We start from the raw sequence: 16,559 nt of genomic DNA on the forward strand, positions 1-16,559 counted from the left end.
AATGAACAAGTAATATTAATAATACAAGCATAAGATTGGCAAAAGCTCACCTTATGCTTGTTCTTTTATTTATTCTTTCTTGTAAGAAGATGCTCTAATTCAAAACGAAGTAAAGATTTTGTTTCCTCTATATCAATCTTTTGATTGAGTTCTTTTTCAATAGAAGTCACACCTTTATCTATAAATCCACAAGGATTGATATAATGGAAGTAATTCAGATCTGTGTTTACATTGAAAGCTAGTCCGTGCATTGTTACAAAATGACTACTACGAACTCCAATAGCGCATATCTTTCGAGTACGAGGTGAATCTATATCCAGCCACACTCCGGTAGCACCAGCCAATCTGCCGGCAGTTATTCCGTAATGAGAGCAAACATTTATAACAGCTTGTTCCAATACATGAACATATTCCTTTAATCCCAGACTGTAGTCTTCAAGATTAAGAATCGGGTAACAGACAATCTGTCCCGGACCATGATAAGTAATATCTCCGCCACGATCAATATGATAGAGAGTAGCTCCTATCCTTTTGAGCTGTTCTTCTCCTATAAGCATATTTTGGTCTTTACCACTTCTACCAAGCGTGTAGACATGCGGGTGTTCGCAGGTAATTAAATAATTAGTATGTTGCTTACCTTCCAGTTTTTCATGGACTATTTCATTAAAAAGATCCGTCTGCCTTTGCCATGCTTCGGCATACGATATTAATTGCCAATCGGTATATTCAAGTTTATTCATACTCTTGTAAGCTTAAAACCCAAAACCTAGAACATAGGTCGGATTACTATATAGTTCAATTATTTTGGTGTTTTTCTCTTTATCAAGTTGTCGGGAGGCCGGATGACGCAAACTATTGTCAATTGGCTTACCGTTCATATTTTGACTATTGTATTCCCAGAAATGAACATTTGTAGTATCTCCTTCCACAGCCCAGCCTACAGCCGGAATAGTATCCAGTTTGCAGTTAATGAGAACAGATTCCGCATAAGGATAACCTTTGCCTTTATTTATAGGAGAACGAGCAATGAGAGCATCTTTTCCTTTACCCACAAAGGTACAGTTTACAAATACATTTCCATGATTTTTATTTGTATTACGAATCCACATAAAAGCTCCATAGCTGGATAGAGTACAGTCTTTAAAGAATGCTGGTCCGCGACCAAGAACTGTGTCTCCCCCGCCATCAATAGTGCAATTCTCAAGGTATGTACTTCCATTTATCTGCAAAGCATCTCCGGAACCGATTATATGTACATTCTTAAGCATGTTTCCCTCTCCCATCATTAACAAACCTTCGGCTTGTCCTTGAAGATCGGTCTGAACTGTAAGGTTTACCAGACTGATACAAAAACCATTGTCGGACATAAATGCTGCCCTACGTGAAGGAAATGTACCCTTAAGTTCATTGGTTTTAATATCTGCAGGATGCGGATTAAAGACTTCATTGTTAGCATAATGAATATGAACTCCGTCACGGCTTTCACCTTCAATCGTTACATATCGTTTGTTGCGGAAATAGACTATCTCCTCATAATCGCCATTCATAACGAAGATTTTCCAACTACCGTCTTCAGGCTCTAACGGATTTATCATTGCAGGAGTAAAGTCAGGAATATAATCCAGAGCTCCTTGAACGGTATTGAAGTCGCCGGAACCATCGGCACTTACCACAAACTTATGTACATCGACTTTCGGACCGGATTCTTTGGTAGAAAACCTCCATGCATTCTTCTTTGAGAAACCATTAAATTTAGGGGCATTGATAACACCTTTATCAATGGTAACATAATATTTCTTTCCGTATTCCAAGAGATTATTGTGCAAATATATAGTAGCTGTGTTTCCATGAACTATAATCGGATAAAAATGAAAAGCATCCGTAAAATGTCCGATGATATTCAGCTGATAGTTGGAAGTATCTCGTTTGTTTATGCCCGAAGGAGTGCCCGGAACTGTATTTGCATTTGTGTAATTGGTCGCTTTATATTCATAAGGCACCGGAGTATAAACACCTGTATTACCCTGGCTTGTTGTTGGTCCGGCAGGGATGCTTAAATCCAAACAATCCACTTGCCGGTTGGTCCCTTCCTCGAAAACACGTATAAGACCTTTATTTCCGACAGTTGGTGCGCTATCAAATTTAAGAACAAGATGAGTATCGGGATTTACATTTACCGCATTCTGTTCAGGAAAGCAGGAGCTTTGGGCATGAATAGCCGCCGACAAAAATAATAATCCAGAGATAAGGTAATAAGTGCTTTTCATATTTGTGTTTTTGTTTGCAACTTCACAAAGTTAAAAAGCATTTGTCAGAATTCATAATAATAACCGGTCAAAAACATTTAATCTAGATATTTGTTTTTATTTAAAGAATATATTTTTCAATCATTCATATAACAAAAGCTGCTGAAAATGATGCCGCCAGATGTTTTTAAACGGTAGCATCCATTAATATGGCATGTAATCCGTTTTGTTTATACCATTACTTCTGCAATATTGCAAAAGCAATATGCACATACATCCTATCCAAAAAAATATTATTAGTTTTTTATATGATTTAAGCCTCTGTGTTTTATTGTTTCTGAGTTATAAATCATCAAACTTAAAACTATTTTATATGAAATCATTACGTCTTATTATATTCTTGCTTTTCATGGCCTTGGTTTATTCCTGTCAGAACGATGATTTAGATTTAAATACAGCTACAGATAATTCGCTCGGGGTAACAACCAAAGGCTTGAATAATGGGGTTAAGATTGCTATTCTGTCAGACACCCATGTAATGGATCCGTCACTCCTAATAAAAGATGGAACAGCTTTTCAAGCTTACTTGGCTAAAGATCCGAAACTCTTGGAATTCAGTTCAGAAATACTACAGGCAGCTATTAAAAAGATTATTTCACAAAAACCTGATTTAGTATTAATTTGCGGTGATTTGACTAAAGATGGCGAAAGGATAAGTCATGAAGAAGTAGCCAGAGTTCTAAGGCAATTAACTTTAAATGGAATTAAAGTTGTAATAACTCCGGGAAACCACGATGTGAACAATCCGGAAGCCGCGCGGTATAATAAAGATAGATCATTCAGCGTACCAACTATTCAGGCTGATAAGATTCAATCTATTTACGCTCATTTTGGCTATAAAGATGCAATTGCCAGAGATCCGAACTCATTAAGTTACGTTAGTGAACCTATTGAAGGACTCCGGATAATAGCAATTGATGCAAATAAGTATTACGAAAACACTACCACAACCATTGGTAGCGGTGTTATTAAGCCAGCAACAATGACCTGGATAAAGGAACAGCTGACCGATGCCATAGACAAAGGAAAGTCTGTTATTGGAATGATGCATCATGGTTTAGTAGAACATTATCAAGGTCAGCAAGATATTGATCCTGGTTATGTAATTGACAACTGGACAACTGATGTTAATGAACTAATGAATGCCGGACTGAAGATTATCTTTACCGGGCACTACCATGCCAATGATATTACAAAGAAGAGCAATGGCACAAATTTCATCTTTGATGTAGAAACCGGTTCAACTGTTTCTTATCCGTTTACTTACCGTATGCTTACCATTGCGGGTAATAATTATAGCTTTGCTCCGCAAACTATTACCGACTATATGGAGCCAGGATTCACTGATTATGCAAATGCATTCTTTTCAAGTTATATACAGGCATATTTCCGTAATCTGTTAATCCTTAAAGGAGTTCCGGGTACTCCGCCTTATGATTTTGCTTCTGCCTTTTCACCTTATTTCAGAGATGCAGCAAAAGCTCACTTTGCAGGCGATGAAATTATGCCTTCAGACTTCATGAATCAGTATCTTGAGGTAAGCGCCGTAAGTCCTGATTTAGCTAATGTTCTGTATTCTCTTTGGACAGATCTGGGTATTGCTGATAATACTGTTAGCATTAATATGGAAACCGGAGGAACTACTCCATAATGCAGAATTGCATTGGTTACTAAATAAACAAAAGCCGATTTTATCTAAAACCGGCTTTATTTATTTAAGTGCATCTATTGAACTTACGTAGATCAGAATCTCATCACAAATTTACCATAAAATATAGTATAGAGCATAACCGATACGGAACTAAATGCCATGGCTGCGCTTGCAATCATCGGATTTAGAAGCAAACCATTAAGCGGAAAGAGCAATCCTGCTGCAATAGGTATGCCTATCAGGTTATAGATAAATGCCCAGAAAAGGTTTTGATGAATAAGTTTCACTGTTTGTCTTGACAGCTTAAATGCTTTCGACAATAGCTGCAGGTCAGAGGTCATTAACGTTATCATTGCTACATCCATAGCAATATCTGTACCCTTTCCCATGGCAATACTTACATCTGCACGTGCCAGTGCCTGAGAATCATTGATTCCGTCGCCAACCATTGCTACTACACTACCCTCGTTCTGGAGTTCTTTCACAAAGTCTTCTTTATCACTTGGCAATGCTTCGGCTTTGTAATGTCCGATACCTAATTCCGATGCTACAGAAGAGGCTGTTGCTTCTCCATCGCCGGTAAGCATGCAGACTCTTATTCCCATATTTTGCAGCATCTTAACGGCTTCCTTCGATGAAGGTTTTACTTTATCGCTGATTGAAATGACTGATAAAAGGCTCTTATTTTGCCCAAAGAAAACTATACTTTTCCCTTCGCTCTGTGATTTCTCTATCATACCTTTCAAATAGACAGATATTACAGCTCCAAAGTCATTTAATAATCTCTGGTTCCCTGCCCAGTATGTTTCGCCCTGGTAAACCACTTTTATTCCTTTACCGGTAATGCTTTCGAAAGAAGATAAAGCTGTTGGTGTAATGCCTTGTGACTGAAGTTCGTTCACAATAGCATCTGCTAATGGATGTTCCGACTTTAACTCGGCAGCCAAAAGAATTTCCTTAGCCTGAGGTTCTTCTCCATTTTCCCAGAACCACTGAGAAACCGTAGGATGTCCCTCGGTTAATGTTCCGGTTTTATCCAATACTACCGTGTTTACCTTTCTCATCTGTTCTAATGCCAAAGCATCTTTAATAAGAATATGGTTGGAGGCTCCCTTACCTATGCCCACCATTAGTGCAGTTGGAGTAGCAAGTCCAAGCGCGCATGGGCATGCAATTACAAGTACCGATACTGCCGATAACAATGCGTAAGAGAACATATTTATTCCTCCGAAAAGCATCCACACAATGAATGTTATAACAGACAAGCCAAGCACTACAGGTACAAATATTCCGGTAATGCGATCGACTATCTTTTGCACCGGAGCCTTACTTCCCTGAGCTTCCTGTACCATTCTGATTATATTAGCCAGCAGAGTTTCTTTTCCCACTTTAGAGGTTTTCATCACAAATGCACCCTTCTGATTAATTGTTCCTGCCAGAACCATATCGCCAACATTCTTCTCTGCAGCAACAGGTTCTCCGGTAATCATGCTTTCGTCCACAAAAGAACTACCTTCACTAACAGTTCCATCAACTGGAATTTTCTCTCCCGGGTGAACACTTACCAAGTCGTTTACCTGCAATTGAGAAATAAGCAGTGTCTCTTCTTTGCCATCCCTTATTACCGAAGCAGTTTTCGGCTGTAATCCCATCAGTTTCCTGATAGCCGATGAGGTATTTCCTTTTGCTCTTTCTTCCAGAAGCTTACCCAGAAGCACAAATGCAATGATAACTGTTGCAGCTTCGTAATATACATGAGCATCCAACCCTCTCGAAGTCCAGAACTCCGGATAAAAAGTATTAAACACACTGAATGAAAAAGCAATGGAAGTACTCAGTGCTACCAGCGTATCCATATTGCTTCGGCCAATCTTCAGCTGTTTCCAGGCATTTATATAAAAGGAGTTACCAAACAATAGAAGAACCGGCAGGGCCAGAATCAGCATTATTTCATGCGCATACAGCATGTGCATAAACACCATTGAGATTAGCATCATTGGAATTGCAAATATCCATGCCCCAATTGTCTTTATCTTTAATTTATTGTACCTTTTTCTTTGCTCCTCTTCCTGCAGTTCCAGTGCATTATCTTCCTCAATAATCAGGTCGTACCCCGCCTCTTGTATAGCTTTCTGTAAAGACTCTGGCGATAAGACTAGGCGGTCGAACTCTATGGAAAGGGTGTTTGCTGCCAGATTAACTGCTCCTTTCTCAACTCCGGGAAGGCCATTTACAGTTTTTTCAACGTTGCTGGCACAACCTGCACAATGCATATTTAGTACAGGATATGTTTTATTTTCTATCTTCTTCATAAGTAAATTGTCATTATTCAACTTTGTTCGATAAGCATTATTTGGTTATTCAGTATATTGAAACAGAGAATAACCTGATTTGCCTATTCGATTAACTACAAATATAACGTAACATTAATAAATTTATCAGGTTATCTGCTAATTTCAATGTACAGTATTCAAAGAAAAGGTGTACGCCTTTTTATAATTTACTCTACACCATACACTAGAAAGATGTACTGCATAATTAGAACTCTTAAGGACGTAATCCCTAAGATAACCTGAAGAAACCTAATACTAAATAAGAAGAGTAGAATAAAGGTTTAGATAAAACCTTGAAGAGAAAGCATCAGGTGGATCGGCTTTCAAGTTTGTTTCATGAATTGCTGTAGGCAAATCATTGTAACATAAAAAAGAGTGCTGGGACAATATAGCATAAGCAGGCATGTGAAACACCAAACAAGGCGCATCTTTCTGCAAATCTACTTTATAAATTACAGTTTTGCAGCATTTCCCTTTGTTCTGAGATGTACATTTACCAGGCAGCTTATGCTCATTATTCATGCAGCAACCCCTGTGCCCTGCTTTACCTTTAAGTTCATTGCAATTACATTTGCACAAAGATTCGGATGTTGTCGCCATGTTATGGCCACATCTGCAAAATGACATGCTAGCCCCTGCTCCTACATAAATAATTGTAAGAGAGAGAATACAAGCTATTATGAACTTCAATCCTTTCATTCTGGCTGCAAATATATAAATATTATAGAGATTTTGGCAATTAAATTTCCTTATTTATTAGCTCTATTCCTTAATAAGTTTTATATTTGTCGGTGACAAAAGGATAGTTTTACAACCCTATAAACTATAATAGTAAGATGAAAATAAACTTAAAGATAATTCTTTCTGCACTTTTATTGACAGGAATATTATTTCCTTCCTGTGGAGGAAAGAAGCAAAAAGAATCTGATAAACTCACAACCGACAGTGTTTTGTTAAAAGAAACTTCTAATCTATTCGATGATCCTAAAAAACCCGGTTGTTCACTCGATATTAGTTTTGCTTATATTAAAAACGCATCAAACAAAACTTTGCAGGATAGTATTAATAACAAGCTTCTTTCTGTTTGTTTTGGGAACGAATACGTTGGTCAGGATCCAAAGGTTGCCGTTGCAGCATATAAAATTGCTTATATAAAAGGATATAAGAATGATGTGCAACAGTTCTATCTGGAAGACCAAAAGAAGAATTCTGAGGAAGATCTTAATGCCGGATGGTATAATTACAGCAAAGACCTGAAGAGCAAGTTTACATTTAACGAAGATGGGGTATTGGTTTGTAAGATTGATACTTACGATTATACCGGAGGTGCTCACGGAAGCTATGCATCTACCTTTATCAACTTTGACCTGCTAACCGGCAAACAAATTCGTCTTGCCGATCTTTTCAAAGATGGATACGAAAAAGAGTTAACCAGATTGCTGCTTACTAAACTCGAAAAACAGAATAAAGTAACCTCGGAAGCCGAACTGGAAGAGATTGGTTATTTCATCACTGAACCGCTTTCACCGACAGAAAATTTCTATCTGAATGATGATGGATTCACCTTCTATTACAATGTTTATGAGATTGCTCCTTATGTAATGGGGCCTACAAAAATAGAGATTTCGTTTTCGGACGTAGAATCTCTGATGAAGGATGAAAACCCTGCAAGCGGATTATATTAGCATTATAAATTACGAATAATAAATACGAACTAAAGACAATGGAGATTATTCTTAAATATTTCCCCAACCTAACCGAAGAGCAGCACCGTCAGTTTGCAGCTCTTTATGATTTATATATAGACTGGAATGCCAAAATAAATGTTATTTCCAGAAAAGATATAGAAAACCTGTACGAGCATCACGTGCTCCACTCTCTTGCTATTGCAAAGGTTCTCGATTTCAAGCCCGGAACTTCAATAATGGATCTCGGTACCGGAGGAGGTTTTCCTGGTATTCCGCTGGCTATTCTTTTTCCGGATACAAAGTTTCACCTTGTGGACAGTATCGGAAAGAAAGTGAGAGTGGCAACAGAGGTAGCAAATGCCATAGGACTGAAGAATGTGACCTTCCGCCATGCCCGTGCACAGGAAGAAAAGCAACTGTTCGACTTTGTAGTAAGCCGAGCCGTAATGCCTCTTTCCGATTTAATTGATATTATTAAGAAGAATATTTCAAAGAAACAAATCAATGCGTTGCCAAACGGCCTTATTTGTTTAAAAGGTGGTGAGCTTCAACACGAAACATTGCCATTTAAAAATAAAACAGTTATTAATAGCATCAGCGACTACTTTGAGGAAGAATTTTTCGAAACAAAGAAGGTTGTTTATGTTCCATTAGTTTAAGAATATATTTTTATGAAGATAAAGAAATTTGAATTCAATATGTTTCCCGTGAACTGTTACGTTCTGAGTGATGACAACAACGAAGCAGTTGTGATTGACCCGGGATGCTTCTACGAAGAAGAAAAGATGGCTTTGAAAAAATATATTGATAGTAATGGACTCACAATAAAGCATCTTTTGAATACTCATTTGCATTTGGATCACATATTCGGCAATCCTTTTATGCTAAAGGAATATGGAATTAAAGCGGAAGCAAATAAAGCGGACGAGTTCTGGCTTGAACAGGCACCTAAACAGTCGCGCATGTTTGGCTTTGAGCTTAAAGAAGAACCGGTGCCACTTGGCAAATATATATGCGATGGAGACATTATTTCGTTTGGTAATTTAACTCTGGAAGCCATTCATGTTCCGGGCCATTCACCCGGTAGTCTGGTTTACTACTGCAAGCAGGAAAACTGTATGTTCTCCGGCGATGTATTGTTTCAGGGAAGCATAGGGCGTGCCGATCTTGCTCGAGGTAACTTCGACGAATTGCTGGAAAACATTTGTAGTCGTCTCTTTGTTTTGCCAAATGATACAGTTGTTTATCCCGGTCACGGAGCTCCTACAACAATAGGAATTGAGAAAACCGAGAATCCTTTTTTCAGATAGGTAAAGAACCAAAATATAACTATACTTTAAGAAAAATATAACACTATGAAAACAGATCTATTATCTAACCGACATATCGGCATTGAAGAGAAAGATATGGAACACATGCTCAATACCATTGGTGTAAAAAGCCTGGATGAACTGATTAACCAAACAATTCCTTCAAATATTCGCTTGAAGAAACAAGTAAGTCTTCCTGCTCCGATGACGGAACGTCTTTTTACAGAACACATCTGCAGACTAGGAGCAAAGAATAAGATTTTTACTACTTATATCGGTATGGGGTGGTATGACACTATTACTCCTGCCGTTATTCAACGTAATGTACTTGAGAATCCTGTTTGGTACACTTCATATACGCCTTATCAGTCTGAAGTTTCGCAAGGACGTCTGGAAGCATTAATGAATTTCCAGACCGTTATTTCTGATTTAACGGCTATGCCTTTGGCAAACTGTTCATTGCTCGACGAGGCAACGGCTGCCGCAGAAGCTGCAAACATGATGTACGGACTGCGTTCTCGGGAGCAGCAAAAGAATAACGCCAATATTCTTTTTGTTGATGAAAAGGTTTTTCCGCAGACACTAGCCGTAATTAATACCCGTGCAGTTCCTCAGGGAATAGTAGTACTTACCGGAGATTATAAGCAATTTGAATTTACGCCCGATGTATTTGGCTGTATTATTCAATATCCAAATTCAGACGGAAATGTGGAAGACTATCGCGGATTCACCGAAAAAGCCCATGCAGCGGGATGTAAGGTTTCCGTAGCTGCCGACATACTTAGTCTGGCACTGCTTGTTCCTCCTGGAGAATGGGGAGCAGATATAGTTTTCGGCTCAACTCAGCGATTAGGTATCCCAATGTATTACGGAGGCCCTTCTGCTGCTTACTTTGCTACACGCGATGAGTTTAAAAGAAGTATGCCGGGACGAATCATTGGCTGGTCGAAAGATAAATATGGTAAACTTTGCTACCGCATGGCATTGCAGACACGTGAACAACACATTAAGCGTGAAAAAGCTACTTCAAACATTTGTACTTCTCAGGCTTTGCTTGCAACCATGGCCGGATTCTACGCTGTTTACCATGGTGCTGAGGGTTTAAAGAACATAGCCAACCGCATACATCAGACAACTACCTATATAAACAAAATATTAAAGAAATTAGGATATAAGCAGCAAAACGAACAATACTTCGACACAATCCGCTTATCACTCACAGATCAGGTTTCTGCCAGTCAGATGCGCACAATCGCTCAAAGCAAAAAAGTTAACCTGCGCTATTTTGATAATGGAGATGTGGGAATTAGTATTGACGAAACAACAGATATTCACGATGTAAATGTTCTGCTTACCATTTTCTCTATTGCGGCAGAAAAAGAGTTTGCAGAAGTTACGGCTATTCCTGAAAATGGTTCACTGAAAGAATCATTTAAACGTAAAAGTACATTCCTAACTCATCCTGTTTTCAATCAGTATCATACTGAGACGGAGATGATGAGATATATTAAGCGTCTGGACAGAAAGGATATCTCATTGGCTCATTCCATGATTTCTCTGGGATCGTGCACAATGAAGCTAAACGCTGCTGCCGAGTTGTTCCCATTGTCAAATCCTGCATTTTCAGGCATACATCCTTTTGCTCCGGAAGACCAGGTAGAAGGTTACAGCGAACTTATCTATAACTTAGGTGAATATTTGAAACAAATTACCGGCTTTGCAGGTGTAAGTTTCCAGCCCAATTCAGGTGCTGCAGGAGAATATACCGGACTTCGTGTTATCCGTACTTATCTTATCAGCAGAGGTAAAGGTAATCGTAGTAAAGTTTTAATTCCGGCATCAGCTCACGGAACCAATCCGGCATCGGCTGTTCAAGCAGGGTTCACCCCAATTATCTGTGCTTGCGATGAATTTGGTAACGTTGATATGAATGATCTTCGCACTAAAGCAGAAGAACATAAGGACGATCTGGCTGCCTTGATGATTACCTACCCTTCTACTCACGGTATTTTTGAAACTGAAATTAAAGAAATCTGTGCTATTATTCATTCCTACGGTGCACAAGTCTACATGGATGGAGCAAACATGAACGCTCAGGTAGGATATACCAACCCGGGAACAATTGGTGCAGATGTCTGTCATCTTAATCTACATAAAACATTTGCCATTCCTCATGGTGGTGGTGGTCCTGGTGTAGGCCCTATTTGCGTGGCTAAACACCTAGTTCCATTCTTGCCTGAACATCCTTTCTTTGGATCTTCTCAGAATACAGTTTCCTCTGCTCCGTATGGAAGTGCCGGTGTTTTACCAATCACTTACGGGTATATACGAATGATGGGAATTGAAGGCTTAAAGCAAGCAACGGCCATTGCTATTCTAAATGCAAACTATTTGGCTGCTCGTCTGAAAGATACTTATGGCATTGTTTATAGAGGTGCCAATGGCTTCGTGGGTCATGAAATGATTCTTGAATGCCGTAACATTTCTAACGAGACAGGCATTACAGAAAATGATATTGCCAAGCGATTGATGGATTACGGATACCATGCTCCTACTCTCTCATTCCCTGTTCACGGAACATTAATGGTTGAACCTACAGAAAGCGAAAGCCTTGCCGAACTGGATAACTTTGTAGACGTGATGCTTTCTATATACAATGAAATTCAGGAAGTGAAGGATGGCACTGCCGACAAAACAGATAATGTTCTTGTAAATGCTCCTCACCCCGAATATGAAGTGGTGGCTGATAATTGGTCGCACGCATATTCACGTGAAAAGGCTGCTTATCCTATTCAGTCTGTACGAGATAATAAGTTCTGGATAAATGTAGCCCGTGTGGATAATACGCTGGGAGATCGTAAATTGCTCACCACAAGATATGAAACTTTCGATTAGATAAGTTAATCAAAAAATAGAAAGAGGATAGTAAATTATGGTTTGCTATCCTCTCTTTTTTACTATTTTGCTTTATGTTAACTTACATAAGGATCTCTATTTATAAGCGCGTTAAATAAAAATATGGCTTTTATTTATAGAGGAAATATATTTAAAAATATCTGATATAAATTATATAGTCAGAATTGTTTCACCATTTTTTAAATATTCGGTTAAGGGTTCTCCCATATATCGAACATCAATTCCTAGTTTTATTAATGTGCTTGTAACTCCAAACTTATCACAACAGTCTTTACAAGCTTCAACATGTAGTCCCTGACCTAACATTTCAAGAACTTCTGTTTGTATCTGAGTATCATTTCCTACTAATTTCACAGAAGCTCCCCATATAATAACATTGACTTCCTGCCACCATTCTCTTTTCTTTGAGTTTATAGCATACATTGACAACATATTAAACACGGTATCCTTATTATCAGTTGTCCAAAGAATATTAATTTTATTCATAACATTATAATTTAGCAGTTATAAAATCTCCGAACTCATTTATAAAAATAATACCACCAGTAAGTATCTCCGAAGTTTTTACGCATTACATTTGCTTCGGTTGCAGGATTATTTTGTACTTTCTTCATTTTAAGAAACTCTTTAAACTTCTCCAAAGTGACCTTATTTACATATACCACGGGAGCTTTATACAAATAATTGCACAATGCGGCAGCTTCTGAATAATGCTTTGGCATTGTACTTTTATAATAATTCCAGTAACGCTTCAGACCCCAGCTTATTTTATCAACATTCTTATCTAGCAGAGCAGACATTAAGTAATATTCGTATGCCACTTTATTATTCTGATTATCGCGATAGAAACTACAAATAAACTTATCATAATTTCCTTTAGTTGGAAATGGATAATAGTTATCAGACAATCTTTGCTTAATACCTCCAAACACCTGATCCTTATTCATAAGAATAGTAGAATCTGCAATTATTTCATAAAGTTCTTTTGCGAAATCGCGATGAAATAGTGTCTTATCCAGTATTTGCGCAGTTTGCTTTGTTGCATTTAAGTGTCCGTTTGCAGTAGCTATAAGTGCATAATCCTTTAGCATTCTGAATGAATTTCTATTTTTTAGATAATCATTGTTTGCCCACTCCGTTGCAAGATGTTTGGCTCCTAAATAGAAATAAATCATAGCACCACCCGGATATGATGGTTTATCTTTATTATAATCAAAGAACAGGCCATCTGATTTATAATTCTGTGCATATTCAAACATTTTATCTCCTGCATGTCCAGAAAGAACTAAAGCTGTATTACGAAGCACAGTCATCTCTCTTGTAGGATGAGGAGCATCTTTCCCTGCCCGTAAAGCTTTGTTATAGTTTCTGTTTTGTATGCTACGATCTATAACCATCTCGTATCTGAAGTCATCATTACTATTGGCCAGCGTAGCAGTAAGTGCAGATAAGATGAGTAAGCCGATAATATTTGTGTACGTCCATCGGGCATAAGAAGTAATTCTATTTCCCATTGGAGGAAACATTTGCCTGATTGCAATTAACACGAAAAATAGTAAAAGCAACAGATGCGGCAACAGTTTCTCTGTTTTATAATCTACCGGGGTTATAGGATGAATGCCAAACAAAACCTGATTGGTTGTAAAATGGGGATATAATAAATATTTAGCCAGAATGAACGAAAGTCCCATTAACCCCAAAGACAATAAACAAATAGAGAAAATATTGCTATTTCTTTTTGATAATGTTCCGCATAAGAGGATTAGCCCAGAAAAGAAAATTGCTGCACTACCCGAAAGTCCAAAAAACAATAATGGAATTAGCCAGCACAGAGTTATGAGGCTTTTTCGGGGATCTTGTATGTTTATAAAAGAATAATAGCTTAGCAGCAGAAAAAACAGGCTAAGCACATAAGTGAAAATAGACTCCAGATGGGTCATCAGATAAAGCGAACGCCCTGCATCTGTTATAATAACCAAAAGAAGGAACGACGGAATATAGGAGACTATAAAATACTTCCTGTTAAAGTAAAACGATCTGTGAATGAGCCACTGAATTAGTTGCAAAAATGCAATAATAATAAGTGCTCCTATCCAGGGATAACACAGGAACTGAGTGAAAAAAGAAGCTACATAAAGAAGTATACCTCCCGGTTTACTTACTTTTTCCAGAAAGAAAGGAAAGTCATAAGTAAAAAGAGATAAGTCCTCTGTTATATATAATAAATATCGGAAACTTACAGCCAGATAAACAAAGCTAAATAAAATAAAAAGAAATCCACTCACACAAGAGATTGTACGAGTGGCTTTTTTTTCTAAATGAGAGTTATAACTATACATAACCTATTCTGTTTTACGCAAAACTACTGCAGAGCGGGCTGGAATATATAGTTTTAACCACTCTTTATTTTCACCTTTATATAGCGGATCGAAATTAGTTAAATGCTTAATAGTGTCATCTGCCAATCCATTTCCGCCAAATTCCTTAGCATCGGTATTCAGTACAACACTATACGAGCCTGGAGCAACAAGGAAGCCATAATCGGTAAATGATTTAGCCGGATTAAAGTTAAATACGAAAACTAAATCCTCACGTTTATATGCTAAAATCTGATCACCATCATTATGCCATATTTCCTCTATAGGAATATTCTGGAAATCTTTAACACCTTCAACCAATTCAATCATTTGTTGATCAAAATCGGCCAAATAATGATAAACCAACGTTTTACGATCTACAAGATCCCATTGACGACGTGCATATTTACATGACCAACCATTACCTTCACGCGGAAAATCAATCCATTCTGGGTGACCAAATTCATTTCCCATGAAGTTGAGATATCCTCCATTGATTGTAGTAGCAGTAACCAAGCGGATCATTTTATGAAGAGCCATTCCACGATGCACAGTATAGTTTTCGCTACCTTTCTGCATGTGCCAGTACATATCAGCATCAATTAAGCGGAATATAAGTGTCTTATCGCCCACTAAAGCCTGATCATGACTTTCTGCATACGAAATAGTTTTTTCGTCTTTACGACGATTGGTTACTTCCCAGAATATAGATGAAGGTTTCCAGTCCTCGTCTATTTTTTCCTTTATTGTCTTTATCCAGTAATCCGGAATATTCATTGCCATGCGGTAATCAAATCCATAGCCACCATCTTCTGTTTTAGCAGCTAATCCCGGCATACCAGAAACTTCTTCGGCAATTGTTATGGCCTCTGGATTAACCTGATGTATAAGCTTGTTTGCCAAAGTAAGGTAACATATAGCATTGTCATCCTGATGGCCATTGAAATAATCACCATAGCCAACAAATGCTTCTCCTAAACCATGGCTGTAATAAAGCATTGAAGTTACGCCATCGAAACGAAATCCATCAAACTTGTATTCATCCATCCAGAATTTACAGTTAGATAGTAAGAAATGAATAACTTCGTTCTTGCCGTAATCAAAGCAAAGTGAATCCCATGCTGGATGTTCTCTTTTAGCACCTTGATAGAAGTACTGATAAGGATCGCCGGCAAAATTTCCTAGCCCTTCTATTTCATTCTTGGCCGCATGAGAATGGACAATATCCATAATCACAGCAATACCTAATCCGTGAGCTGTATCAATAAGGAATTTCAGTTCATCAGGAGTACCGAAACGCGAAGATGCTGCAAAGAAATTAGATACGTGATAGCCAAAACTTCCGTAATAAGGATGCTCTTGAATTGCCATAATTTGAATACAGTTGTATCCAGCCTTTGCAATTCGTGGAAGTGTTTTTTCACGGAATTCATTGTAAGTTCCTACCTTCTCCTCTTGCTGAGCCATACCGATATGGCACTCATAGATTAAAAGTGGATCTTTTTTAGGAATAAATGGTGTCTTACTAAACTGAAAAGCTTCTTCAGGAAACCACACCTGAGCAGAAAATATTTTGGTAATATCATCCTGCACTACCCGTGTTGCCCATGCGGGAATACGTTCACCTTGTCCTCCCTCCCAATAGATTTTCAGTTTATATAACTCACCATGTTTCAACGCATCGGCTGGTAATTTCAATTCCCAATTCCCATTACCAATGCGTTGTAATTTATAAGATTCCTTTTCCTGCCAGTCACTGAATGTACCAATCATATAAATACAAGTGGCATTAGGAGCACATTCACGGAATATCCATCCATCGATGGTTCGGTGTAATCCGAAATACAGATATCCGGAAGCAAAGTCTGAAAGCGTTATTTTACCTTTTTCGGTTAATTCAGACTCTTTATAGAGCGCATGTTCATAGCGTCCTGTTATTGCTTCCTTGTAGGGTTCAAGCCATGAGTCTCTCTTAATTAAATTCAGTGTCTTATTCAT

General features: G+C 38.0%; 12 protein-coding genes. 5 read left to right on the forward strand and 7 right to left on the reverse strand.

Translation table 11 applies throughout. From position 1 onward, the window contains the following. Positions 1 to 65 precede the first annotated feature (65 nt). Positions 66 to 740, reverse strand: a complete 675-nt coding sequence (gene lipB, locus BUC21_RS01200) for a lipoyl(octanoyl) transferase LipB (RefSeq protein ID WP_073398688.1) — start codon at positions 738 to 740, stop codon at positions 66 to 68. Between the two features lie 12 nt (positions 741 to 752). Beyond that, positions 753 to 2,267 carry a pectinesterase family protein gene (locus BUC21_RS01205; RefSeq protein WP_083547526.1) on the reverse strand — a complete coding sequence of 505 codons (1,515 nt, stop codon included), beginning with the start codon at positions 2,265 to 2,267 and terminating at the stop codon, positions 753 to 755. Positions 2,268 to 2,619: 352 nt separating this feature from the next. Between BUC21_RS01205 and BUC21_RS01210 the strand changes: the two genes are divergently transcribed. After that, on the forward strand, positions 2,620 to 3,957 hold the full coding sequence (locus BUC21_RS01210) for a metallophosphoesterase family protein (RefSeq protein ID WP_175550457.1): 1,338 nt from the start codon (positions 2,620 to 2,622) through the stop codon (positions 3,955 to 3,957). A 92-nt stretch (positions 3,958 to 4,049) separates the two neighbouring features. Here BUC21_RS01210 and BUC21_RS01215 read toward each other — a convergent pair whose 3' ends face one another. Together BUC21_RS01215 and BUC21_RS01220 are read right to left on the reverse strand one after the other, a co-directional pair. Then, the gene (locus BUC21_RS01215) at positions 4,050 to 6,269 is read right to left on the reverse strand and encodes a heavy metal translocating P-type ATPase (RefSeq protein ID WP_073398690.1); all 2,220 of its coding nucleotides are present in this window, start codon (positions 6,267 to 6,269) and stop codon (positions 4,050 to 4,052) included. 276 nt (positions 6,270 to 6,545) lie between these two features. Continuing rightward, complete coding sequence (locus BUC21_RS01220; RefSeq protein WP_073398691.1) at positions 6,546 to 6,989, reverse strand: hypothetical protein; 444 nt, start codon at positions 6,987 to 6,989, stop codon at positions 6,546 to 6,548. 137 nt (positions 6,990 to 7,126) lie between these two features. On the opposite strand from BUC21_RS01220, the gene BUC21_RS01225 reads away from it, so the two are divergent. The 4 genes from BUC21_RS01225 to gcvP are packed head-to-tail and all read left to right on the forward strand — an operon-like array spanning position 7,127 to position 12,183. Then, positions 7,127 to 7,975 carry a DUF3298 and DUF4163 domain-containing protein gene (locus BUC21_RS01225; protein ID WP_073398692.1) on the forward strand — a complete coding sequence of 283 codons (849 nt, stop codon included), beginning with the start codon at positions 7,127 to 7,129 and terminating at the stop codon, positions 7,973 to 7,975. Between the two features lie 38 nt (positions 7,976 to 8,013). Beyond that, the gene (gene rsmG / locus BUC21_RS01230; protein ID WP_073398693.1) at positions 8,014 to 8,637 is read left to right on the forward strand and encodes a 16S rRNA (guanine(527)-N(7))-methyltransferase RsmG; all 624 of its coding nucleotides are present in this window, start codon (positions 8,014 to 8,016) and stop codon (positions 8,635 to 8,637) included. Between the two features lie 12 nt (positions 8,638 to 8,649). Continuing rightward, entirely contained in the window at positions 8,650 to 9,288 is a 639-nt protein-coding gene (locus BUC21_RS01235; protein ID WP_073398694.1) for an MBL fold metallo-hydrolase, read from the forward strand. Between the two features lie 45 nt (positions 9,289 to 9,333). After that, positions 9,334 to 12,183, forward strand: a complete 2,850-nt coding sequence (gene gcvP / locus BUC21_RS01240) for an aminomethyl-transferring glycine dehydrogenase (protein WP_073398695.1) — start codon at positions 9,334 to 9,336, stop codon at positions 12,181 to 12,183. 171 nt (positions 12,184 to 12,354) lie between these two features. Here gcvP and BUC21_RS01245 read toward each other — a convergent pair whose 3' ends face one another. Genes BUC21_RS01245 through BUC21_RS01255 form a run of 3 tightly spaced genes read right to left on the reverse strand, consistent with a single transcriptional unit; the run spans position 12,355 to position 16,559 of the window. Continuing rightward, positions 12,355 to 12,690 carry a DsrE family protein gene (locus tag BUC21_RS01245; protein ID WP_073398696.1) on the reverse strand — a complete coding sequence of 112 codons (336 nt, stop codon included), beginning with the start codon at positions 12,688 to 12,690 and terminating at the stop codon, positions 12,355 to 12,357. A gap of 35 nt (positions 12,691 to 12,725) precedes the next feature. Continuing rightward, a complete protein-coding gene (locus tag BUC21_RS01250; RefSeq protein WP_073398697.1) occupies positions 12,726 to 14,543 on the reverse strand; it encodes a DUF6057 family protein in 1,818 nt (605 codons plus the stop codon). A 3-nt stretch (positions 14,544 to 14,546) separates the two neighbouring features. Beyond that, positions 14,547 to 16,559 carry an alpha amylase C-terminal domain-containing protein gene (locus BUC21_RS01255; RefSeq protein WP_073398698.1) on the reverse strand — a complete coding sequence of 671 codons (2,013 nt, stop codon included), beginning with the start codon at positions 16,557 to 16,559 and terminating at the stop codon, positions 14,547 to 14,549.

The sequence above is a fragment of the Bacteroides luti genome, assembly GCF_900128905.1.
GTDB classification, from domain to species: Bacteria; Bacteroidota; Bacteroidia; order Bacteroidales; family Bacteroidaceae; genus Bacteroides; species Bacteroides luti.